We start from the raw sequence: 23,730 nt of genomic DNA on the forward strand, positions 1-23,730 counted from the left end.
TGCAAAGTCAATAAGATTGTATACAAGAATTAACTCCCTAGAACAGGATGTTCCATGTCAGAAAATATTGTTCTGAAATTGCGTGATCAGATCGAAAACGAAATTCTGAGTGGGGGCTACTCATCTGGAAAACGTCTGGATGAGGTGCGGCTGGCTCAGCAGTTTGGTGTCTCGCGCACACCGATACGTGAAGCGTTGATGCAGCTGAGTGCGATTGGCCTCATTGAAATTCGCCCGCGCAGGGGTGCGATAGTTGTAGAGCCAGCACCTGAGCGCATTTATGAAATGTTCGAAGTAATGGCTGAACTGGAGGCCATGGCTGGTGCGCAAGCGGCGCGTCGTCATACCGAAAATGACCGCTTGATGCTCATGGAGGCGCATCTGAATTGTACCAAATCCGCTGAAGCGGAGGACCCGGACGCCTATTATTACGACAATGACGTTTTCCACGCAGCCATTTATACCGCGAGCCATAACGGCTTTTTGAAAGAGCAGTGTGAGGCGCTCCATCGCCGCTTGCGTCCTTACCGTCGCTTGCAGTTGCGATTGCGAAATCGAATGCGAGCCTCATTTGAGGAGCATGACCGGATTGTGAAGGCCATCTTGTCGGGCAATAGCGAAGACGCCTCGGCTGCGTTGCGTATGCACATTGCTGTTCAGGGTGAACGCTTTTCGGACCTGATTGCCCAGCTCAATGCTGGCTAATCAGGGTGTCGACCAAAATGTAATAAAATCCTCTTTTAAAATTTCTCTTATCAATAATGAAATTTTATTGACATTATTTTTCTGATACTCATACTGAGTTTCAAATCGCGCTGGAGATGAAAGGGCATTGAAAAGCCTTCTCCGGGCTACGGCTTGACTTTGAATTGGCCGTGGTAAAAGTCGCGAGGAGGGAACGATGCAGATGAGAGTTGAGGACGCTGTCGCCGATGTCTGGGCGCGGTTGGATGCCCGGTCAGATCGGGTCGTGGGATTGACCAGTGATTTGGTTAGAATTCCCTCCGTCAATCCAAAATTTCAGGACCTGCCCGAAGAGGGACGTGAAGCCGAAGTGCAGGCGCTGATTGCGCGCGAACTGTCTGGTAGCCACCTTGCAATAAAGACATTTGACGCTTTGCCGGGGCGCCCTAATCTTCTGGCTGAGACGGAAGCAGTCGGTAATGGCGACCGTGATTTGATCTTGTGCGGTCATATCGACGTCGTTCCGGTCGGTGATGTCCGCGAGTGGAGCTACGACCCGTTTTGCGGCGATGTTCGAGACGGTAAAGTGCTCGGTCGCGGCACGATGGATATGAAGGCTGGCATGGCCTGCTGCATCGAAGCACTGCGGGTGATCCGAGAAGCGGGTATCGCGCTTCAGGGTAAGGTCTCACTGCATTCTGTCGTCGATGAGGAAGCTGGTGGCTTCGGTGCGAAAGCCATGGTCAAGGCGGGTTATCTGGCGCCGGCTGCTATTATCGCAGAGCCGGGTGGTGACGAGATTTTTATCAGCCAGGGTGGCCTGGAGTGGCTCCGTATTACCATTCGCGGACGTCAAGGTCATTCCGCTTATCGTTTCACTGGTATGTATCCGCAACCCCATCAGGAAAACCGCAAGGCCCCACCGATCAGCGCTGCCGATATGGCTACGCGCTTCCTTGTCGCGTTGCGCGATTATGAAGCCGCCAACGCCCGCGTGAAAAGTCATCCCATGATGGCTCCGGGCATCAATCATTTTGGCGTGGGATCGGTGCGGATCGGCGCTGGCCTTGGTGCGGACGGTTTGCCGATGATCATGACAAATCCTGGCATAGTGCCGGATGTCGCCGTCATCGATATTGATCATAAGTTCATGCCGCATGAAGCCAGTGCGGAAATTCGTGCGGATTTTGAACAGTTCGTGGCGCATTTCTGCGCCACCGATCCGTGGCTGCGCGAAAATCCGATCGACGTGAAATGGGATCTCTATGATCTCCACTTTCCACCGATGAATACGGCAGCCGACCATCAATTGGTCAAGATCGTTACTGACAGGCGTTCCAGCCTTGGCAAGCCAACGGCGTTGCGCGGTTCTATCGGTGTGACAGACGGTGCGCATTATGCGGTCGCGGGCGTCCAACCCATACGTTACGGCCCATTCGGTGCGAACCAGCATGCGGCTGATGAATGGGCCGATGTGGCGTCCATCAAGATGACCACCAAGGTTATGGCTGCCGCTATTCTTGATTGGTGTGGTGTCGCCTAGGCGATCATAAACACTTGAAATTTCGGCATAGTTCCTTTCCGGCGCCACTGGCGTCAACGGAGAAATCGTATCGTGATGAACTTCTTCAATCCAGTCCAGATGCGCACAAAGCGCTCGCGTCTCGCTTATCTCGTCGCTTCCGCAGGCATGGCGGCTTTGGTGGCCACAGCACTGCCGGCAACGGCTGAAACGCTTAATTGGGCGCGTGCGTCGGACGTGCAGACGCTCGACCCCCACGCCTATAATGAGGGTATAACCCATGCCTTCAACCATCAGATCTATGAGCCGCTGGTGGCTCGGTCTGACGACGGCAAATTGATTGGCGTTTTGGCGACCGAATGGAAGATGCTGCCCGACCAGACCGACATTTGGGAGTTCAAACTGCGCCCGGATGTTACCTTTCATGACGGTGCGCCATTCACCACTGACGACGTCATCTTTTCGTTTCAGCGTGCCATGGCACCAACATCAAACGTACGCTCGCTCCTGACGGCGGTCGATAGCGTAACTGCCAAGGACGAGCATACGATACAGATCAAGACCAAAGGCACGAGCCCGCTGCTGGTCAACAATCTTGTCAATATTTTCATGATGAACAAAGCCTGGGCGGAAAAGAATGATGCCGCATCCCCGCAGGATTTCAAGGCTGGCAAGGAAAGCTATGCCGCACGCAACGAAAACGGCACAGGAGCCTATCGTCTTGTCAGTCGTGAAGCAGACCGTCGCACTGAACTGGCAGCCTATGATAAATATTGGGGTATAGGCCAGTTTCCTCTCGATATTGATCGCATTGTATATACCCCCATCCAGTCGCCAGCCACGCGCGTTTCGGCACTCATCAGCGGAGAGGTAAATTTCCTGCAGGACGTTCCCCCGCAGGACATTGCCAAGCTGGAACAGAATCCGGAACTGCGCGTGGTCAGGGGGCCTGAAAACCGTACCATCTTTTTTGGCGTCAATATGGGGGCCGACAAGCTCACTTACGGTGAAGCGAAGGGAAATCCATTCGCTGACAAGCGAGTGCGTCAGGCGATGAACATCGCAATTGATCGCAGTGTTATTGGTAAGGCGATTATGCGGGGTGAGTCCATTCCGATCGGAACCATCGCGCCTCCTTTCATCAATGGCTATACGGAAGAAATGGGCAAGTTGCCCGAGGTCAATATCGAGAAGGCCAAACAACTGATGAGCGAAGCCGGATATGGCGACGGCTTCTCGGTCACGCTCAATTGTACCAATGACAGTTTCGTCAATGATGAACGTATCTGTCAGGCTATTGTCGGCATGATGGCTAAGATTGGGATCAAGGTTCATCTCGATGTGCAGCCCGCCGGTGTGGTGTTCCCAATGGTCGCCAATGGCAAAACGGATTTCTACCTGATGGGCTGGGGGGCTTCGACCTTCGACTCTCAATATGTGTTCGACAATCTTGTGCACTCCCGAAGCGAAGGACGCGGTGCGTGGAGCGCTGTGAACTTCAACAATGCCGAGATCGATGCCAAGATCGAGACGCTGGGTACGCAAGCCAATATCGAAAAGCGTAATGCGACGATCGCTGAGATCTGGAAGGTCGTTCAGGACGAAAGCTTCTATTTGCCGATCCATGCGCAGATGCTGGCTCGTGCTTCGGCGAAGAAAATTCACATCACGTCGAACCTGTCCAACAGTCTCTTCGTCAAGACGATATCGGTAGACAAATGATCGCCTTCCTCCTGCGCAGACTGGGATCGGCTGTGCCAGTCATGTTAATCACAGCCTTCCTGTCCTTTGCCGCGTTTCGCTTTATCGGCGATCCGCTGCAAAATATGCTGGGACAGGATGCGACTGCGCAGGATCGCGCTCGGCTTGCCGCAGAGCTCGGCTTCGACCAACCCTTCTATATTCAGTTCTGGCGTTTCATTGTCTCGATCCTGCATGGAGACTTTGGTGTTTCAACGCGCGTCGGACGTCCCGTACTGGATTTGATTATCGAACGGCTTCCAGCAACTCTCGAACTCGCCGTACTTTCATTTGTCATAGCCATGGCGGCGGGCATCGCGCTTGGTGTGTTGACTGCATTGCGTCCGCGCTCCATCTTTTCGAAGCTTGCCATGACGGGATCGCTGGTTGCCGTATCGCTGCCGAATTTCCTGATCAGTATTGCGCTGATCTATATATTCTCGGTTCGGCTCGGTTGGCTACCGGCTTTTGGACGCGGCGACACGGTTAAAATCGGCTGGTGGACGACTGGTCTGCTGACGAAATCCGGTTGGCTGGCAATCATCCTGCCTGCGATCTCTCTTGCAACCTTCCAGTTGACACTCATCTTGCGGCTGGTGCGAACGGAAATGCTGGAGGTGATGCATTCGGATTATATTCGATTTGCCCGGGCACGCGGCTTGTCGCAGCGACTGATCTATTTCTCCTATGCTTTGAAGAACACAATGGTACCGGTCGTAACTGTTGCGGGACTGCAATTGGGATCGATCATTGCTTTTGCTGTGGTCACGGAAACCGTATTTCAATGGCCGGGTGTGGGACTTCTCTTCATCAATTCCGTCAATTTCTCCGATGTGCCGATCATGGCAACCTATCTCCTTTTGACATCTCTGATCTTCGTGACGATCAATATGGTGGTTGATTGCATCTACTATCTCATCGACCCACGCCTGCGGGTTGCGGGAGGTGTGAAATGACGTCAATTCTGCGCTTCTTTCGTTCGGACATAGGCTACGCTTATCTTCGTTCACCGGGTGCGATTTTTGCGACGGTGGTTCTGGTTCTGATACTGATTGCTGCCGTCGGCGCACCGTTGCTGGCGCCCCAGGACATCCTCGATCCGGCGCAGCTCGATCTGCTGTCAGCCAATACTCCACCGTGGAGCATCAATGAGTTCTCCAACCAGTTCTATATTCTGGGTACGGACGATCAGGGTCGCGATATCCTGTCTGCGACCCTCTATGGAACTCGTGTATCCTTGCTGGTTGGTTTGGCGGCAGTCCTGCTTTCGATGAGTATTGGCGTCACATTAGGATTGATTTCCGGCTATTTCGGAGGACGCATCGATGCGATCATCATGCGCATTGCAGATGTACAACTGTCCATTCCGGCGATCCTGATAGCACTGCTCATTTTTGGACTGACCCGTTCGCTTTTGCCACCTGGCGCACGCGATACGATGGCCGTTTATGTTCTTATACTGGCAATCGGCTTTTCAGGTTGGGTCTCCTATGCGCGTACCGTGCGTGGGGCGGTGATGGTGGAAAAACAACGTGAGTATGTTCAGGCTGCGCTCATGATGGGGCTACCGACCCGCATCATTCTCGCCCGCCATATTCTGCCCAATGTGCGGCGCCCCATTCTGGTGATTGCCACCATCTCTTTGGCGCTCGCCATTATAACCGAGGCAACATTGTCCTATCTTGGTGCAGGCTTGCCTGCCACCCAACCATCGCTCGGTACGCTCATTCGTAGCGGTCAGGATTTTCTCTTTGCCGGGGAATGGTGGATACTTTTGTTCCCCGCAGTCACGCTTCTGGCGCTCGCACTGGCGATCAACGTGCTTGGCGACTGGCTGCGCGACGCACTCAATCCAAGAGGGGTTTGAGCGATGGTATCTTCAAAGCCTCCCATTCTATCGATCCGTGATCTTTGCGTCGATTTTCCCAGCCGCCACGGCACGTTCAGCGCGGTACGCAATGTCAGATTCGACATTGCCGCAGGCGAAATTCTTGGCATAGTCGGTGAATCCGGGGCCGGAAAGTCGACTGTCGGGGCGGCCATTACCGGCCTGTTGCAGGCTCCAGGCTTCATCAGTGCAGGTGAAGTCCGACTTTCGGGTGACATCATCGATGCACGCAATATCAAGGCTATGCAGGCTTTGCGTGGCAAACGCATCTCAACAATTTTTCAGGACCCGCTGACAAGTCTCAATCCACTATTCACTATCGAACGTCAGTTGGTCGATACGATCCGGACCCATCGTCCGATGTCGAAGGCGGATGCAAAGGCAGAGGCTATCCGTCAGCTTGAAGTGGTCGGAATTCCAGAGCCTGCGCGACGCATAAAAGACTGGCCGCATGAATTTTCCGGTGGCATGCGCCAGCGCGCCGTCATTGCACTTGCACTCTGCTCAGAACCGGAACTGATTATTGCGGATGAGCCTACCACAGCGCTCGATGTTTCCGTTCAGGCGCAGATATTGGAGTTGATCCGTAAGCTGGCTTTGGAGCGTGGCGTCGCCGTCATGCTCATCACCCATGACATGGGGGCCATCGCGCAGATCGCCGACCGGGTGGCTGTCATGCGCGCGGGAGAGATCGTTGAACTGAACGACACGCAAGCGGTTCTCGAAACGCCCCAGCACGAATATAGTCGTGCGCTGATCTCCGTTGTGCCGCGCGGCGACGTCAAGCTTGATCGGTTTCCGGTCGCTGGCGCTCCAAAGAATATCGATATTGCCATGCAATGGTTGTTGCAAGGGAATGCGGGCGGCGCTTCATCGATCAATGACGCTTTGGTTGAGTTGCGCCACGTGGAACAGGTCTACGGCGGCAAGAGCCTGTTTTTTGGCAAGGCATCGGGCGGCTTCAAGGCGCTGCATGACATCAATCTCGACATTCGACAGGGCGAGGTGATGGGGCTTGTCGGGGAGTCCGGATCGGGTAAGTCGACCATGGCGCGTATATTCGCAGGACTGACGCGCCCAAGCCATGGCCAGATGTTTTTCGGCGGTCAGGATGTCTTCGCTGCTCCTTTTCCGGTGCGTCAGCAGATCAGACGTGACACGCAAATGGTGTTCCAGGACCCCTATTCTTCTCTTAACTCGCAGATGCGGGTTGGGGACATCATAGCCGAGCCGATGGTACATTACGGGCTTGCAACCAGTCGCCGTCAGGCCGAACCAATCATGCTGGAGCTATTGAATGCCGTGGGTCTTGATGCCACAGCCGCGCGGCGATATCCCCTTGCGTTTTCCGGTGGCCAGCGGCAACGCATTTCCATTGCCCGGGCTTTAGCAAGCCGGCCGCGCTTTCTTATCTGTGACGAGCCCACTTCAGCGCTGGATGTGTCTATTCAGGCGCAGATATTGAACTTGTTGAAGGATTTGCAGCAAAAACTATCGCTGACAATTCTTTTCATCAGCCATGACTTGCCAGTCGTTCGCCAGATTTGTGACCGTATTACGGTGCTGCAACAGGGCCGAATTTGTGAAATCAACGCGACGGAAGATCTGTTTGGCTCGCCACAGCATGCTTACACGACCAATCTTCTTTCAATGATCCCGGATATGCGAAGGCGCACACATTGTCTGATGGGGGAAATGGCATGAGTGTCAGGGATAGGTTGACCGATGGCGCTATCGACTTCACGCGGTCGGAACTGAAAATTATACGTGAACTTCTGTCGAATTATCCGGCTTCGGGGCTCAACACAGTCGCACATTTGGCATCAGTTGCCGGGGTCAGCGATCCGACTGTTGTGCGACTTGTGAATAAGCTTGGCTTCAGCGGTTATCCGGAATTTCAGGCCGCACTTGTCAGTGAAGTGCAGGAACGCATGAGCTCTCCTCTTTCAATGATGGATACGCGCAAGCCTGCACCAGGGCAGAACAATTTCTATCAGCATTTTCTTGATGCAAGCATTCAGGCGCTGGGGACTGCCAAGTCGACCATGCCTGCGCATGATTTTGAAGCGGTCGTGGATGCGGCGGCCGATACCAGTACGCGCATTCACTGTTTGGGTGGGCGTTTTAGTGGCATGTTGGCCGGCATGTTGTGGGCCCATATGAAACAACTGCGTTCCGATACACACTGGATCAACGGAGCGGAAGCGGATGAGGTTGATCGTCTGATTGACCTTGGACGCAAGGACACGCTCTTCGTTTATGATTATCGTCGATATCAAACCGGTACCATCCGGTTTGCACGGCACGCTGCCGATCAGGGGGCAAAAATCATTCTATTCACCGATCGGTGGCTTTCTCCCATTGCCGAGTTTGCCGCGATCACACTTACGGCACCGGTCGATACAGCTTCACCCTATGACACCATGGTGCCTGCCATGGCGCAAACTGAAGCGTTGATCGCTGCTCTCACTACACGCTTTTCAGCCACATCGCTGAAACGCATCCAGCGGCTGGAAGAACTGCGCCGCAGCTATGCAATTACCGAAGACGCGCTCAAACCAAGCAAGTGAGCGCATTCGACCGACTGATCTCATGAGGAGAAGACGATGGCTTCCATCGAAGTAAAATTCGGCAGCGATCTTTTGCGCCGTGAAAGCGCTTACGAGCGGGACATGACCTCTCTGCTGCTGGTGGATATGCAGCGCATCTGGTGCGAGCCCAATCTCGATCCGACGCACCCGCAGGATGCTGACAGCTACTATCATCGCCGCCTGCGCGATTTGGTGGTACCCAATCAAAAGCGCATCCTCGATGCAGCGCGCGCTGCCGAGTGCAATATCCTCCACACGATCATCCAGAGCCTGACAAATGATGGTCGTGATCGTTCGCTCGATCATAAACTGTCTGACATGCATGTGCCGAAAGATGCGCCTGAGGGGGCAGTGATCGACGCGTTGAAGCCGATTGAGAACGAGATCGTTCTACCAAAAACCTCGTCCGGCGTCTTCAACTCGACCAATATCGATTACGTACTGCGTAATCTCAACACCCGCTACCTTATCATTGCCGGTGTTGTCACCGATCAATGCGTCGACATGGCAGTACGCGACGCTTCCGACCGGGGCTATCTCGTCACGGTCGTGCATGATGCCTGCGCAACCTACACGCAGGAACGTCACGAAGCCGCACTCAACGCTTATGCTGGCTATTGCTGGATCACCGATACTGAGACCGTTCTCGCGCGGCTCAATGCACTCAAGTCCTGACATCGAATTCCGGGAAAAAAAGATGGATAATCGCACGAAAGCCGATGCGAGCCTCATGGAGCTTGCTACCATCGTCACGACTGATCTTTGTGGCATTACGCGTGGGCGCAGCTTTGCAGCGAGCGAACTCGACAGTTACTTGCGCAAGGGTGTGGGCTGGGTGCCAGCCAACCTGGCATTGACACCATTCGATGAAATTGCGGGAGACAATCCCTGGGGCTCGAAAGGTGACCTGCGTCTGATGCCGGATGCAGAGAGCCGCGTCCGTGTTTCTTGCCTTACAGACGAAACACCGCTGCATTTTTACCATGCCGATATTACCCATCTCGACGGTTCACCGTGGGATTGTTGCGTGCGTACTTTCCTCAAGGAGACGATTGAGGCGTATGAACGTGAAGCCGGCCTTCGTGTCGTGAGCGCGGTCGAACAGGAATTTCAGATCGTCGGTGCAGATTGGCCAGATGCGCCAGCTTTTGGTTTGCGTGCGCAACGTCGCACGGGCGCCTTTCCTTCCCTGTTGATGCAGGCTCTGGAAGAGGCTGGGGCTGAACCGGAAATGTTCCTGCCAGAATATGGCAAGGATCAATTCGAAATTACATGCCGACCCGCGCCCGTTCTTGTTGCGGCGGATCGTGGGGCCACAATTCGGGCGGTCACACGTGAAGTTGCTGCCAGTTTCGGCTGGCATGCCAGCTTTGCTCCGAAAATTTCGGCGGATGGGGTCGGCAATGGTGTCCATCTCCATGTCAGCTTCACCGATCTTGATGGCAATCCCGTAACTTTTGATCCTGATCGCCCTGGCAGGCTCTCGAAAATAGCCGGATCTTTTGCTGCTGGCGTTATCAAGCATCTTCCAGCACTCGTGGCCTTTACGGCGCCGTCGGTATTGTCTTATCTGCGGCTTGTGCCGCATCATTGGAGTGCGGCTTACACCTGCCTCGGCGAAAAGAACCGGGAGGCGACGCTGCGGATTTGTCCGACCCTCGATCTACCGGGAAGCAATCCGGCACGGCAGTTCAATATGGAATTTCGAGCCGCAGATGGATGCGCGAGTCCGCATCTGTCGCTCGCGGTTCTGTTGCGGGCAGGCCTTGAGGGTATCCGGGCCGAGCTTGAACAGCCACCGCTCACCAATTCCGATCCGGCTGACATGACAGATGCGGAACGCGAGCGACTGGGCATCCGGAGGCTGCCGGCCAGCCTTGAAGAGGCGCTCGAGGCACTTCAACAGGACACGACCGTAACGGGATGGTTCTCAAAGGATTTCATTGATTGTTACCTCGCAATGAAACGGAAAGAGATCAGTATCGTTTCCGGGCATACGCCTGATGAACTTTGTAATCGCTATGCAGCTGTCTATTGATGCGGGACAAGCTATGAAAGACGAAACGAGATTTTCGGCTATGGCGGCGCGTCATGATCCAGCGAAACCACTATTAGCGATTGACGAACCGCCGCCATATGCGGTTGTCAATCCCGATGGGAAATCGCCTTTTTTGCTTCTGTGCGAACATGCGTCCAACCGCATACCACGCGCGCTTGGTGATCTGGGCGTGTCGCATGAGGAAAGGCAGCGACACATCGCTTGGGATATCGGCGTAAATGCCCTATCCCAGCAACTGAGTGCCGCACTCGATGCACCGCTTTTTATGACGAATTACTCGCGTTTGGTCATAGACTGCAATCGGCCGCTACATGTGGCCTCCGCCATTCCAGAAATCAGCGAGGCTACGCCTGTTCCTGGAAACCGTGGGCTAAGTGAAGTCGAACGCCAGCAACGCATCGACACTTTGTTTCGCCCTTTTGCTGATGCCGTCAGGCGCAGACTGGATGGGCGGGCTGAACAGAGCCAACCCACGATTATTGTAGGTGTGCATAGTTTTACACCCGTTTATAGCGGAACGGTCAGGCCATGGCATGCGGGTATTCTATATGGAGAAGCCAAAGTCTTTGGCCGCGCATTGATCGCTGCCTTGGAGAAGGAAACAGGTTTAATTATTGGAGATAATGAACCGTATAATATCCATCCAGACGAAGATTACACAGTGCCGACCCATGCTGATAGCCGGAAATTACCTGGCGTTTTGATCGAAGTCCGTCACGACCTCATAGAAACTCTGGACGATGTTGTTCAATGGGGAAGGTGGTTGACCGCAGCCTTGCTGGCGGCCGCATCTGCATGACGAAATCTTGAGGCGGGGAAAACTTCTTCCATTCACCGTCTCAGCGGTAGCGGGGTGTGGTGGCACGAGGCTATTCAGTCTGAAACGAGATGCATACCGCACTCGGCAAGCACGACCTCAACGTCGCGCTGGCTAAACGAAACTGATGCTAGAGCCACGACGCATGCCCAAAGCGCAGCAGGTGGTTAAAGCGACGCTAATCTGGTCCTAGCGAATGAACTTCGACATGGAGATCGACGTTGCGGCCACCTGAACATGATGTGCCAATTCGGCTTCGACGCGTTCGAGCGACCATCTTGTGGTCGGCGCGGCGATATTGACGGCTGCAACGGCGCGGCCACGTTCGTCGGTTACAGCGGCGGCAACCGAAATATCGCCGAGAACCGTTTCATTGGCCACGATGGCATAGCCCTTTTCGGCCGCCTCTTGAATACGGGCCTTCAAGCGGCCCTTGTCCGTTACCGTATAAGGCGTCAGCGACTTCAATACGGAGCGTTCGAAGACTTCTTCCTGCTCTTCCGGCGAGCGGTGGGACAGGATGACGGTTCCTGATGCCGTGAAAAGGGCGGGTAGGCGACTGCCGACCATAATGTCGACATTGACGAGGTGCTGGCCTGGAAAGCGACCGACATAGACAATCTCCGTCCCGTCCAGTTCCTGAAGGTTGGCGGTTTCGCCGACCGTGCGGCTGATCTCCAGCAGATAGGGTGCTGCCTTATGCAGGACTTCATGGGCGGAGAGATAGTTATAGGCGAACTGGAGAACCTTGGAGGTCAGGGCGTAGTTACGCGTATTATGGACGCGACGCAGAAAACCAAGCGTCTCCAGTGTGTGAACCAGACGCTGCGCTGCGCTTCGATCCAGCCCAGCCAGTTTCGCGATTTCCGAAAGCGGCATCTGCCGCTGCGGCCCGTCGAAGGCGTGTAGGATCTGAAACGTCTTTTCGGTCGATCCGACGAACAGGGACGAGCGCTTGGGATCGGCTTCCTCGCGGCCTGTCTCTCCCGACTTTTTCCCTGTATCTGCCTGCATCGACATATCGGTTCTTTCGTTTTCTATTTGCTGCGAAAGCGCAGGACCGTTCAGCCCTGCGCTCAAGAGGTCGGGTTGTGAAACCTGACCTCATATTCGTATTTGCCTAACTAACTGCTCAAGAAGCAAGATCGACAGGCGATCTTTCGTATTTGTCCAGAAGACGTGCATATTCCTTCTTGAGCGCTTCGCTCAATTCGGGCTTCGGCTGGCGCAGCGGCGCAAGCATGGTCGGCGCGTTGACATTGATCAGATCCATAACGGACTTCATCGGGCCCGGATTGGTTTCCGCGAAGGCGTGGTTCATCAACGGGATCAGATCGCGGTGCAATGCCAGCGCTTCGGCGGTCTTGCCTTCACTTGCCAGGTCGAACATCTTGCGCCAGACGCGCGGCAGCAGATTTGCCGTCACGACGATACCGCCCGTCGCACCGGCTGCAACATGCAGCGGGAACAGGTGGTCTTCGCCGCTGAGCACTGCGAAGGACGAAGCATCAACGCCTGCTACTACGCGCAGATAGTGATACATGTCGGTGTTGCAGGCCTTCATGCCTATGATGCGTTCATGGCGCGACAACTCGTGTGTCACTTCCGGATCGATGGCGATACGCGTGCGATATGGAATTTCATAGAGCAGGATCGGCAAGGGCGACTCGTCCGCATAGCGCAGGAAATAGTCGCGAATGCCAGCCTGTGTCGGGTTGGTATAGTAAGGCGTGATAACCAGCAGAGCATCAGCACCAGCTGCCGCGAAGTCCTTGGCGGAAGCAATGGCGTCATGATAGCCGGGGTCGAGCACGCCCGCGACGACCGGGCCCTTGCCTTCCATGGCCTTGGCCGAAAGCTCGACAAAACGGTTGCGTTCGCCACGCGAAAGTGCGCCGTACTCACCCGTACCGCCGAGCGGCACGACACCGTCGACGCCTTGCTGGTCGAGCCAGGCAAAAAGCGCTTCGGTGGCCTTCAGGTCGATCGTGTCGTCGCTTTGAACCGGCGTGACGAGGGCAGGCAAAATGCCGCGAAGGCTGGAAGAATTGATCATGGATAGTCCTTTCATGCGGATTCAATAATTGGTTCAGCGCGACATGCTGCGCTGACGCAAACGGTCGGCGACGAAAATCAGCACCGAGATAAAGACAAGGAGGCACGTCGATACCGCAGCGATGACCGGTGATACCTGAAGGGTCACTTCATCCCAGAACTGCTTTGGCAGGGTTGAATTCAAACCGCCCGACGAGAACAGTGCGATTGTGAGTTCGTCGAAGGAAGTCGCGAAGGCAAAGAGGAATGCCGAGAACATGCCTGCGGCCAGCATAGGGAAGGTGACATAGGCAAGACTCTTGACCGGGCTCGCGCCCAGACTTTGTGCTGCGAGGTCGAGGCGTGTGTCATAATTGCGGAGCACCGCAACCATGGTCATGACCACATAGGGAACACACACCACGGTATGACCGATAATGAGGCCGATGGAGGTTCCGACCAGTCCGAGTTCTGCGAAGACATAGAACAAGCCGACCGCGATGATGATGCGCGGAGCGACGATGGGCGAGAGCACGAAGGCGAGGATTGCCGCCTTGCCGCGAATATTGGCGCGGGCCAGCAGGAAGGCCGCGGGAATACCGATCAGCATCGATAAAATACCGGCACCGAAAGCCACAACCAGCGACCGCCACAGCGCCTGTGACCAGACTGGTGTGTTCCACATCTGCTCATACCACTGCATGGTAAAGCCGGAAGGCGGCCAGTTGAGCCCGGAAGCGCTGAACGAAATGGGGATCATCATGATGGCTGGCAAACTAATGAGGATCAGCAATGTCCAGACAAAACCACTCAGCAGTTTCGGTGATTTCTCCGCGTCGGAGCTTTTGCGGCTGCCGGGGAAAAGCGCAATCAGCCGGTCACTGATATCACCGATAATGGCGAGAAATCTGGCACCCGCACGACGGGCAGCGGTGTCGCGGTTCACATTGGCAGTTGCTGTTTCGCCAGTCAGGCTCTGGAAGCCGAAAATCCGGTCATAGATGATGAAGACCGCAAGCACGACCACCAGAAGCAGCACAGATATCGCGCCAGCCAACCCCCAGTTCAGCGTCTGCTGCACCTGATCGATGATGAGCTGGGTGATCATGGTTTCAAAGCGACCCCCCAGAAGCGATGGTACGATGAAGAAGCCGATTGAGGTGACGAAAACCATGATGGCTGCCGCTGCTACACCCGGCATGGACAGCGGGAAATAGACCGTCCAGAAGGCCGAACCTGGACGGGCTCCAAGCGTCGAGGCGGCGCGGGGCAGATTGCGGTCGATGTTTTCCATCACCGACAGCATGGTCATGACGGCGAGCGGCAGCATGGCATGGACCATGCCGACGAGAACCGCGCCGAGACTGTAGATGAGGTTGGCCGGACGGTCGATGACACCAATCGCCAGCAGGAACTGGTTGATAGCGCCATTGCGGCCAAGAATAACCACCCATGCGAAAGCGCGTACCAGAAAGCTTGTCCAGAAGGACAGTAGCACGAGGAAAATCAGCCAACTTTTAGCCTTGGGGCCCGCTGTCGAGATCAGATAGGCCACCGGATAACCAAGCAAGACGGAAAGTGCGGTGGTCGCCAACGAGATCTTGAGCGTGATCCACAGGACATTGAGATAAAGGCTGGAAGCAAAAAGCTGCTGATAGGCGGCGAGCGAAAAGCCGTCGCGGCCCACAAAGCTCAACGACAGCAATTTGCCGACCGGATAGACGAGGAATGCGAGCAAAAGCACGATCAGCGGTGCGATCATGAGCAGTCGCTTGATCCAGAGCGGCATCGGCTGTTTGCTGGAACGGGTTGGGAGAGCGGTCATGGTCAGGCCTTCCCGTTACCGGCAATGGTGACCGCGTCGGTGCCGTGCCAGGATAGTGCCAATGCGTCGCCGATCTGGAAGGCGCGACCGGAGATGCGCGTCGGGAAAGCGGCGACCAGTTCGGGGAGGGTATCGTCTTCAGCGCGCATGTAGATCTTGGTCAGGCTGCCCGTCACCATAACATCGGTTACGGTAGCGCGAAGTGCCGAAGCTTCGCCTTCGCTTGCCAGCGTCACGGCAAGGTTTTGTGGGCGGATCATGACATGGATGGATGCGGCCGGCTGAACTGGACCGTTGCTGAGCGCCCGGGCCTCAACCCCCTTGGCGCCGATGCGGACAATCGCTTCGTCACCATCGATCTTTTCAACCGTCGCGGGCAGCAGGTTCGATTCACCGAGGAAGTCGGCGACAAATAGCGTCTTTGGCCGGAAATAAAGGTCGGCAGGCGTGCCGAGCTGTTCGATATTGCCGGAATTCATCAAGCAGATGCGATCTGACATCGTCATCGCTTCTTCCTGATCATGTGTCACATAGATGATTGTTGCACCGAGCTCACGGTGAATGCGCTTGATTTCAAGCTGCATGTGTTCGCGCAGCTTCTTGTCGAGCGCGCCAAGCGGCTCGTCCATCAGGATAATCGAAGGGCGGTAAACCATGCAGCGCGCAAGTGCCACGCGCTGCTGCTGGCCGCCAGAAAGTTCTTTCGGGTAACGCTGTGCAATATGCGGAAGACGGATCATCTCCAGCGCTTCGGTTGCGCGTTTGCGGGCCTCTTCGGCGGCCACTTTGCGCATCTTCAGCGGAAACGCGATGTTCTCCAGAATGGTCATATGCGGGAACAGAGCGTAGTTCTGGAACACCACGCCAATATCACGCAGATGCGGTGCGCTATAGGTCACATCCTCATTGCCGATCAGCACCGCGCCATTGTCCGGGCGGGCGAGGCCTGCAATCAGGCTGAGAAGGGTTGTCTTACCCGATCCCGATGGGCCGAGCAGGGTCAGGAACTCGCCTTCGGGGACGAGAAGGTCCGTTTCGGCAAGTGCGATAAAATCGCCATAGCGCTTGGCGAGTTTCTGAATGGTAAGGCTGGATGAAGACATGGCAATTCCGCTGGGCTAGAGCGCGTTTCGATCCGTTTGTACCGGATCGGCGCTCTAAGTTTTTGTTTTACCGAACATGGTATCTGCTCGAAGTGGCAGGCCCGGCTGGCGCCGGACCTGTTGCTCCGGTTAGCTCAAGAGCCAGCTATTATAACGTTCGATGGCCTTGTCCTGATTGTCGTACCAGTACTGGGCATTGATCTTGACGCCATTCTTGATGTGATCCGGGAAGGTCGGGCAGTTCTGCGCGACTTTTGGATCAATGATGTCGAAAGCTTCAGGCTGGGTAACGCCGGCGGCGAAATATTCGACGAGCTGGGCCTGACGCTTCGGATCAGAAGCGAACTTGATGAATTCCCGGCAAGCGTCGGCATTCGGCGTTCCGGCGAGGATCGCCCAATTATCAAGGCCCCAGATGTTCTGGTCCCAGACAATTTCAACCGGCGCACCGCCCGACTGGGCCGACTGTGCACGCGACACCCAGGTTGGGATCATGTCCACTTCGCCGGAAATCAGCATCTGCTCAACCTGCGCTCCGCTGGTCCAGAATACTGAAACGTCCTTCTTGATGCGGTCGAGCGACTTGAAGGCGCGGTCGAGATCACATGGATAGACATCGGCATTGGCCACGCCGTCGGCCATCAGCGCCTGTTCGATGGTGTCAAACGGGTGCTTGCGCAGCGCACGGCGGCCTTCGATCTTCTCCAGATTGAAGAAGTCCGACCAGGACTTTGGTGCTTCACGACCCTCAAAAGCATCTGTGCGATAGGCGAGAACGGTGGTGTAAACATTGTTGCCCACGCCGTAGTCCGACAGGTACTGCTTCGGCAAGCTGGCGATGACGGCTTCACTTTCGAGGCCGTGCTTTTCGAGATATTTCTTGTCTCCGGCAGTCAGCATGAGGATAGCCGGTTCGCTGATCTTGGCCATGTCCCAGGTGTAGGACCCGGCATCAACCATCGAACGAATCTGCGCGGTCGGTTCCGCATTGGCCTGAACGCCTACAACTTCGATACCGGTTGCTTCCTGGAACGGACGGTAGAAAACGGCGCCGTAAGCCTTGGTATAAATGCCGCCGTCATCACGCACGACGATGCGCTTGCTCTGGGCGCGTGATGGCGTCCAGATCGCTGGCGTTGCGAGAGCGACCGCACCTACTGCGGTGGTTTTCAGAAACTGGCGGCGCGACCAGATGGAATTCTTGATTGTCATATTGTTCCCTTTCAAAGCAGTGCTGAACCCGACAGACTGTCGGCTCTGGAGGATTTTATTGGCCGGTCGTGTCAGTACCCGCTCTTGCTGGCGGTATGAGACGGCCGGGATTGAACAATCCTTTCGGATCGATCGCCGACTTCACGGCCCGCATCAGGGCCAGATCGGTGGTTGTCTTGTAACGCTCCATTTCCTGAAGCGAGACCTGTCCGACACCATGTTCGGCGCTGAATGTGCCACCCAGAGCAAAGGCGGCGTCATTGACGGCGTGGCGGATATCGGCGGCAATCGCATCGCGATTTTCCAACGCTTTCCAATCGTCGAAGGTGAAGAATGGAATGAAGTGCACATTGCCGTCGCCCAGATGGCCGACGATGACAAGCGAGGCATTGGGCGCGAGAGCGCGAACCGCAGTGCTTGCGCGATCAATGAACTCTGCGGTCGCTGCGACCGGCACGGCACAATCGGTCGTCAGCCCGACGCCTGCCTTCTTATTGGCTTCGGAAACGCTGTGTCGTACTTCCCACATGGCGGCGCGCTGGGCTTCGCTGCTGGCGATGACGGCATTTTCAATCAAACCGTCTTCGAAAGCCTCTCCAAGCAGGGTTTCAAGCGCTGCGTCGAGATCATCCTCGCCACCGCTATCGGAAAGTTCGATCAGCAGATGCCAGTCATGCTCGGTATCGACCGGCGAGCGGCGTTGCGGGACGTTTTCCACCACCAGATCGAGTTGAAGACGATTCATCAGTTCATAACCGGAAAGCTTCGCGCCGTAGCGTTCTTGCACAGTCGTCAGAAGCTTGACGGCGGTATGCGCACTCGAAAGTCCAGCCCAGGCCACCACGTGCCGGATCGGCTGCGGATGCAGCTTCAGAACGGCTGCGGTGATAATGCCAAGCGTGCCCTCGGACCCGATGAAAAGATGCTTCAGATCATAGCCGGAATTGTTTTTGCGCAATGCCTTGAGATCGGACCAGACAGAGCCGTCGGGTAGTACCGCTTCGAGGCCGAGGATGTTTTCGCGGGTATTGCCATAACGCAGCACCGATGTGCCGCCTGCATTGGTCGCGATGGTGCCGCCAATCTGGCAGGAACCTTCAGCACCGAGGCTGACCGGATAATAACGCCCGGCATCGTTTGCGGCCGTATGGATATTGGCCAGGACGCAGCCTGCGTCGACTTCCATCGTGTTGTTCACGGGGTCGACATTACGGATGCGGCGCATCCGTTCGAGACTGACGATAACGGGCGCCGGGCCATCCTTTGCGGGAACGGAGCCACCAACCAGACCAGTATTGCCGCCTTGCGGCAGAACGGCCACGCCGTGGCGATTGCAACAGGCGACGATAGCCGCAACCTGTTCCGTGTTTGCCGGGCGCGCAACGCAAAGCGCTTCGCCGCTATATCGTCCGCGCCAGTCTTCGGTGGCATGCGCCATCTCCGCAGCATCGACGATCACCGCGTCAGCGCCAATTAGGTCAATCAGTTCCGCAATCACTGGCACCGTCATTTTCCCATTTAATTGTTATGCGATTACTTTGATTGAAATATGATAGCGGATAATTTCTGGAATGCAATAATGAGTCTTTGATGCCGATAATTTCTCAAAATCTGTTCACAGGGAGAGGAATGAAAAGAGAAAACCGGTTCTGCTCAAAGGGTCTTTTGAGATTGTGGGTCACTTGTAATGACTATGAGCGCAATCGTTGCTTCCATCCGATCCCGACATTTCGCCGAGAAAGCATGCAAATGCGGCGCCTGTCGCGCTGCGGGATAGGAAATCATGTTCGATACGAAATGAAACGCCACGATAGCGCGGTAACAATCACGGTCGTGACGATCAGCAAGGCATGACTTCGGCCATACCATCCTCTATTCGAACGCATATTGAATGATGCAGCGCGCTTTGAATAGTCGCAATGAACTGGCTTTGCTGGGGCCGAAACGCAAGAATGTCCTCACCCTGTTTATCGACCGGCAAGTGTGGCGGGTGCCACACAGCAGAGGATCAGTTCTCTATACCCAAGTCGCCTATGAGTGCTTCGCGTTTTGCGAGCGCATGTATTGCTTGATCGCCAAGCGCACGCGCGACGAGATTGAGTAGTCCCTCGCAGAAGACGATATACGCGCCCATACTGTTGCTAAAGAAGCTGCTATTATGGGGAATGAAAAAAGCATGTTTTGAGGGGACCACGAGTGGAGACGCACGCGTGTCGGTGATAGCAATCACATCAATGCCGTGCTTCGCTGCCACCTTTGCCACGTCGGCGACATTGCGCGTATAGGGTGCGCAACTCGCCACCACAATGACATCCCCATGCGAAAGCTGGGCGATGCTTTCGGCTTCACCAAGCCGTGGCGCATCCAATAAGGCTACGTCACTGCGGATCATCGACAGTCCGTAGGTCAGAAAACTCGCGAAAGCATGAAATTGTCTCACGCCATGAACGCGAATACGTCCTGCGTGGGCCAGCAGTGCAGCCGCTTCTCGCAATTGGGTATTGTCCAATTGCGAAAGAAACCCATCGATATTTGCTTTCGATTCTGCCGAAATTATCTCGACGACATGCAATTCTTCGTCGGGTTCCGACTTGACCGACATAAGCTTGCCCGCCTGCCGGCTGTAAAAATACTGCTCATCATCCGCAATGGCCTCCCGGAAAATGCTCTGGAGGTCACCAAAGCCGCCATAGCCCAGTCGCTGTGCAAGCCGGGTCAATGTCGATGCATTGATGCCTAGAATATCGGCGAGTTCAGAGATCGAGCGCACGGCTGTTTGTTCTGGCACGTCGACGAGGCGCGAGAGCACATCCAGCGATTTACCGCCTAATGATAGGCCCGCCGCACCGCGCCGAATATCGACCGTCAAAGTACGCAGCTGTTCAAGCGTCTGCGGACGTGAGAAATCAGTCGATACACTGCCACCGGTCATCCATGAACCTCATACAGGGCTGAGCGCATCGCTGCGAAAACGAAAGCGCGGAGAAGATTCGAGATTATCATAAACGGCGCACTCAACACTATCGCCACCAATCGCAAAGTTTGCTGTGGCCAGCGTATTTTCATTGTCTGGGTCGTCCGGCTGCATACGATAGATCGGCAGTGCCGTCCGTTTTACATCGCGGAGAATGGTCAAGGGGTCGGCAGATACCGTCCCGCAAAGGGCGAGCAATTCATCCCCACGTTCCTGCCGCGACTGCGACGATTCCGTCACGATCTGCTTTTCTTTGATCGTGGTCTCATGGATCAGATGGTTGGCATGGCAGGACTGCGTGGCCACTGGAATGACCGATACATTGTCATGCGTGAACTCGACGCTGAAGATTTCCGGTTCACCTGAACGGGCGAGGGTGAGGTGAAATGCGCCAGCGCGCGGTGAGACGCGCAAGAGATCAATGGCTTCATCCAGTGAGGTACAATCGAGCAAGGCGCGGGTCAGTACCATGCGCGGAAGCCCGTTGCCGCTTTGGCGAGACCGGATATTATTCACCGTCATCACAAGCCCGGCATCGTTGAGCGCAAATGTGTGGCCCGGAAGGGAAGCGGGATAAACAAACGCACTGAAAGTGCGGCCCAGCTTCGGTTGAACGGTTGCAATTGCGCAACCCGCCCGCAGTCCGGGATCCCCGTCCTCATTGTGAGCGACCCCCGGTTTGGCCCCGGGTGTCTGCACGGTTGTACAACCGTCAGGGCTTAAAGCCCACACATCGCCACGGCAGTTCCATGCAAAAACATCCACGAACGGGAGGTCCAAGCCGTCAGCCAACCCGGTCAACTCGTCAAGATAGTTTGGAAAATGCTTTTCCGTCAGCGAGAGCGCTTCTTGTACGCGCTCACTGTCCTTGAACCCGGTGACGACGGCCCAGGCATGGGTACGGATCAGATGCCGATGCGCAGCTGCTGCGCCATGCTGTCCCAATGCTTTTCCAATTTCGAAGGGGGTGCCTGTGACCGCGATTGACGACAGCCGGTTGGAGACATTAATGGACATGTTGAAGGAACTCGCGCAGACGGGGATTTTCGGGATTATCGAGCAATGCAGCCGGGCTTCCATCGACCGTGATCTTGCCGCCCTCCATGAAGATCAGCCTGGTGCCCACTTGCCGGGCGAAAGCAATCTCATGTGTAACAACGATCATCGTCATGCCCTCTTCGGCAAGCGAATGCATCACTTTAAGCACCTCCTGCCGCAGTTCCGGGTCGAGTGCCGATGTAGGCTCGTCGAAGAGCATGAGTTTGGGCTTCACAGCCAGGGCGCGGGCAATGGCAACACGTTGTTGCTGTCCACCGGACAATTCCGAAGGATAATGGCCGCCACGTTCACCTAATCCCACTTTGACCAGTAAAGCCTGTGCCTGCTCTATTGCGTCGGCTTTCGAAACGCCGCGCACGCGACGCGGACCGAAGGCCACGTTCTCGAGTGCGGTCATTTGCGGAAAGAGATTGAACTGCTGGAACACCATGCCAGCTTCCTGACGGATCAGGCGCACGCGTGAGCGTCCGTCACGGACGCTGATCTTGTCGACGATCAGGTCACCGGCATCGATTTCTTCCAATGCGTTGATACAACGCAAGAGCGTGGATTTTCCCGAACCTGATGGGCCGATCAGGACAACCACCTCACCGGCATTGATGTTGAGATCGACATCCTTGAGAACGGTGATCGGGCCGAAGGTTTTCGTAACGTTCTTGAACTCGACGATGCTCATAGGATGCGCATCCTTTTTTCGGTGAAGCGGAGAGCGAGGGTCAGAACGCCTGTCATGATGAGATACAGTATCGCAACTGCGGTCCAGATTTCGACGGCTCTAAAGTTGGAAGCCATGATCTCTTGACCTTGGCGGGTCAATTCTCCGACGCCGATCACGATGAATAACGAGGTATCTTTAAGGCTGACGATGAACTGATTGCCGAGGGGTGGGATCATGCGGCGGAAAGCTATGGGACCAATGACATAGGCCAACACTTTCCACATGGGCAGCCCGAGGGCGAGGCCAGCTTCTTTCAGGCCCTTGCTGACCGAAAGCAAAGTACCGCGAACGATTTCAGCAATATAGGCGCCAGCATTGACGACGATAGCAGTCACGGCCGCAGTCATTGGATTCACACGAATATCCGCGACCATTGGCAATGCGAAATAAATGAACATCACCTGTACGACGATGGGGGTGCCGCGAATAATCTCGATATAGATAAAAGCAATAGCGTTCAGCAGCCAATTGCCATAGGCGCGCATGAAGCCGGTAATCGTTCCAAGAATAGTGCCGCCGACAAGACCGGCGAGTGCAATCAGGATGGTCAGGCGTGCGCCGCCCAGAAGGGCGGGTAGTGCATCCACGACCACCGACCAGTCAAACTGCATTGGTGTGCTCCCATAGGATGCGCGTCGGTAAACCCGACGCGCGAAGGTCGTTCAGTGACGGATCAGAGTTTTGGTTCGGTACCGAACCACTTTTTGTAAATGGCGGTGTAGCTACCATCTTGCTTCAGCTTGGCGAGCGACACATTCACTTTGGCGACTAGGTCGCTACCCTTGGGAAAAGCAATGCCATATTGCTGCGCCATCATCTGTTCACCCACAGCCTTAACCTTACCGCCGCCAGCAGTGTTGATGTAGTAAAGGATGTTCGGTGTATCGTGCATGGCGGCATCAACGCGGCCCGTCTGTAGTTCCATATAGGCATTGTCAACGTTCGGGAACTGCCGCAGTTCGGTGTCCTTGAAGTTTGCCTTGGCATAGTCGGCAGCAGATGTGCCGGTCTTGATGGCTACGGTCTTGCCTTTCAAATCCTGCGCACCCTTGATTGTGCTGTCCGCAGGAACCATTAGCAGAAATCCGCTGTCATAATATCCATCGGAGAAATCGATGACTTGCTTGCGCTCATCCTTGATGGTGATACCGGCGAGGCCCACATCGACCTGTTTGGTTTGAAGTGCCGGAATGATGCCGTTGAAGTCCATGGGCTGGAGCTTGTAGGTGACACCAAGATCCTTGGCGATGGCATCCCATAGGTCGATGTCGAAGCCGACATATTTATCGCCCTGCTTGAACTCGAAGGGGACGAAGGCGGTATCGGTGGCAACGACGAGGTCTTCGGCCTTGGCAGCTCCAATGGACATGGCAGCGATGACAGCACCGAGCAAAAGATGGCGAATACGCGTTTTCATGGATGTGTTCCCTTTATCGTTGGAGGCGTTGAAGGTTGATCCTTCTCTGCTTCTTGCAAATATAGAATGCTTTTTATTGTTTGTCGC

At 55.3% G+C, this 23,730-nt stretch carries 21 protein-coding genes; 10 read left to right on the plus strand and 11 right to left on the minus strand.

Features of this window, described 5'->3' with window-relative positions; translation table 11 throughout:
- The first annotated feature begins 54 nt into the window (after nucleotides 1-54).
- From FGI60_RS07060 to FGI60_RS07105, 10 genes are all read left to right on the plus strand, one after another.
- Complete coding sequence (locus FGI60_RS07060) at nucleotides 55-705, plus strand: GntR family transcriptional regulator (protein WP_138784547.1); 651 nt, start codon at nucleotides 55-57, stop codon at nucleotides 703-705.
- Nucleotides 706-901: 196 nt separating this feature from the next.
- Nucleotides 902-2,227 carry a M20/M25/M40 family metallo-hydrolase gene (locus FGI60_RS07065; RefSeq protein ID WP_235889753.1) on the plus strand — a complete coding sequence of 442 codons (1,326 nt, stop codon included), beginning with the start codon at nucleotides 902-904 and terminating at the stop codon, nucleotides 2,225-2,227.
- Nucleotides 2,228-2,302: 75 nt separating this feature from the next.
- The gene (locus tag FGI60_RS07070; RefSeq protein ID WP_235889761.1) at nucleotides 2,303-3,928 is read left to right on the plus strand and encodes an ABC transporter substrate-binding protein; all 1,626 of its coding nucleotides are present in this window, start codon (nucleotides 2,303-2,305) and stop codon (nucleotides 3,926-3,928) included.
- Nucleotides 3,925-4,902 (plus strand): ABC transporter permease, encoded by a 978-nt coding sequence (locus tag FGI60_RS07075; RefSeq protein WP_138784548.1) that lies wholly within the window; start codon nucleotides 3,925-3,927, stop codon nucleotides 4,900-4,902. Before FGI60_RS07070 ends, FGI60_RS07075 begins: the two co-directional genes overlap by 4 nt.
- Nucleotides 4,899-5,813: an ABC transporter permease gene (locus tag FGI60_RS07080; RefSeq protein WP_094513491.1), complete on the plus strand. Its 915-nt coding sequence runs from the start codon at nucleotides 4,899-4,901 to the stop codon at nucleotides 5,811-5,813. The genes FGI60_RS07075 and FGI60_RS07080 overlap by 4 nt, the downstream gene beginning before the upstream one ends.
- A gap of 3 nt (nucleotides 5,814-5,816) precedes the next feature.
- Nucleotides 5,817-7,538, plus strand: coding sequence for a dipeptide ABC transporter ATP-binding protein (locus FGI60_RS07085; protein ID WP_138784549.1), 1,722 nt, complete (start codon nucleotides 5,817-5,819; stop codon nucleotides 7,536-7,538).
- Nucleotides 7,539-7,552: 14 nt separating this feature from the next.
- Nucleotides 7,553-8,404, plus strand: coding sequence for a MurR/RpiR family transcriptional regulator (locus FGI60_RS07090; RefSeq protein WP_235889754.1), 852 nt, complete (start codon nucleotides 7,553-7,555; stop codon nucleotides 8,402-8,404).
- A gap of 36 nt (nucleotides 8,405-8,440) precedes the next feature.
- Nucleotides 8,441-9,100 carry an isochorismatase family cysteine hydrolase gene (locus FGI60_RS07095; protein WP_138784551.1) on the plus strand — a complete coding sequence of 220 codons (660 nt, stop codon included), beginning with the start codon at nucleotides 8,441-8,443 and terminating at the stop codon, nucleotides 9,098-9,100.
- Nucleotides 9,101-9,122: 22 nt separating this feature from the next.
- Nucleotides 9,123-10,463, plus strand: a complete 1,341-nt coding sequence (locus tag FGI60_RS07100) for a glutamine synthetase family protein (RefSeq protein ID WP_138784552.1) — start codon at nucleotides 9,123-9,125, stop codon at nucleotides 10,461-10,463.
- Complete coding sequence (locus tag FGI60_RS07105) at nucleotides 10,429-11,283, plus strand: N-formylglutamate amidohydrolase (protein ID WP_235889755.1); 855 nt, start codon at nucleotides 10,429-10,431, stop codon at nucleotides 11,281-11,283. The genes FGI60_RS07100 and FGI60_RS07105 overlap by 35 nt, the downstream gene beginning before the upstream one ends.
- A 207-nt stretch (nucleotides 11,284-11,490) precedes the next feature.
- Here the strand turns inward: FGI60_RS07105 and FGI60_RS07110 are convergent, their stop codons facing one another.
- The 11 genes from FGI60_RS07110 to glnH form a co-directional block, all read right to left on the minus strand.
- The gene (locus FGI60_RS07110; RefSeq protein WP_113534295.1) at nucleotides 11,491-12,315 is read right to left on the minus strand and encodes an IclR family transcriptional regulator; all 825 of its coding nucleotides are present in this window, start codon (nucleotides 12,313-12,315) and stop codon (nucleotides 11,491-11,493) included.
- 118 nt (nucleotides 12,316-12,433) lie between these two features.
- Nucleotides 12,434-13,357, minus strand: coding sequence for a 4-hydroxy-tetrahydrodipicolinate synthase (dapA, locus tag FGI60_RS07115; RefSeq protein ID WP_078337375.1), 924 nt, complete (start codon nucleotides 13,355-13,357; stop codon nucleotides 12,434-12,436).
- A gap of 33 nt (nucleotides 13,358-13,390) precedes the next feature.
- Nucleotides 13,391-15,160 (minus strand): ABC transporter permease subunit, encoded by a 1,770-nt coding sequence (locus tag FGI60_RS07120; protein ID WP_171058719.1) that lies wholly within the window; start codon nucleotides 15,158-15,160, stop codon nucleotides 13,391-13,393.
- A 2-nt stretch (nucleotides 15,161-15,162) separates the two neighbouring features.
- Nucleotides 15,163-16,263 (minus strand): ABC transporter ATP-binding protein, encoded by a 1,101-nt coding sequence (locus FGI60_RS07125; protein WP_138784553.1) that lies wholly within the window; start codon nucleotides 16,261-16,263, stop codon nucleotides 15,163-15,165.
- A 129-nt stretch (nucleotides 16,264-16,392) separates the two neighbouring features.
- Nucleotides 16,393-17,475, minus strand: coding sequence for an extracellular solute-binding protein (locus tag FGI60_RS07130; RefSeq protein WP_138784554.1), 1,083 nt, complete (start codon nucleotides 17,473-17,475; stop codon nucleotides 16,393-16,395).
- Nucleotides 17,476-17,530: 55 nt separating this feature from the next.
- Nucleotides 17,531-18,979: an FAD-binding oxidoreductase gene (locus FGI60_RS07135; protein ID WP_138784661.1), complete on the minus strand. Its 1,449-nt coding sequence runs from the start codon at nucleotides 18,977-18,979 to the stop codon at nucleotides 17,531-17,533.
- A gap of 504 nt (nucleotides 18,980-19,483) precedes the next feature.
- Nucleotides 19,484-20,407 carry a MurR/RpiR family transcriptional regulator gene (locus tag FGI60_RS07140; RefSeq protein ID WP_138784555.1) on the minus strand — a complete coding sequence of 308 codons (924 nt, stop codon included), beginning with the start codon at nucleotides 20,405-20,407 and terminating at the stop codon, nucleotides 19,484-19,486.
- Nucleotides 20,408-20,416: 9 nt separating this feature from the next.
- Complete coding sequence (locus FGI60_RS07145) at nucleotides 20,417-21,466, minus strand: C45 family autoproteolytic acyltransferase/hydolase (protein ID WP_138784556.1); 1,050 nt, start codon at nucleotides 21,464-21,466, stop codon at nucleotides 20,417-20,419.
- Nucleotides 21,456-22,184 (minus strand): glutamine ABC transporter ATP-binding protein GlnQ, encoded by a 729-nt coding sequence (gene glnQ, locus FGI60_RS07150; RefSeq protein ID WP_138784557.1) that lies wholly within the window; start codon nucleotides 22,182-22,184, stop codon nucleotides 21,456-21,458. The genes FGI60_RS07145 and glnQ overlap by 11 nt, the downstream gene beginning before the upstream one ends.
- A complete protein-coding gene (glnP, locus tag FGI60_RS07155) occupies nucleotides 22,181-22,837 on the minus strand; it encodes a glutamine ABC transporter permease GlnP (protein WP_138784558.1) in 657 nt (218 codons plus the stop codon). Before glnP ends, glnQ begins: the two co-directional genes overlap by 4 nt.
- A gap of 62 nt (nucleotides 22,838-22,899) precedes the next feature.
- A complete protein-coding gene (glnH, locus tag FGI60_RS07160) occupies nucleotides 22,900-23,643 on the minus strand; it encodes a glutamine ABC transporter substrate-binding protein GlnH (protein WP_138784559.1) in 744 nt (247 codons plus the stop codon).
- Nucleotides 23,644-23,730 lie beyond the last annotated feature (87 nt).

This window comes from Brucella haematophila, from assembly GCF_005938105.1.
Lineage (GTDB): Bacteria > Pseudomonadota > Alphaproteobacteria > Rhizobiales > Rhizobiaceae > Brucella > Brucella haematophila.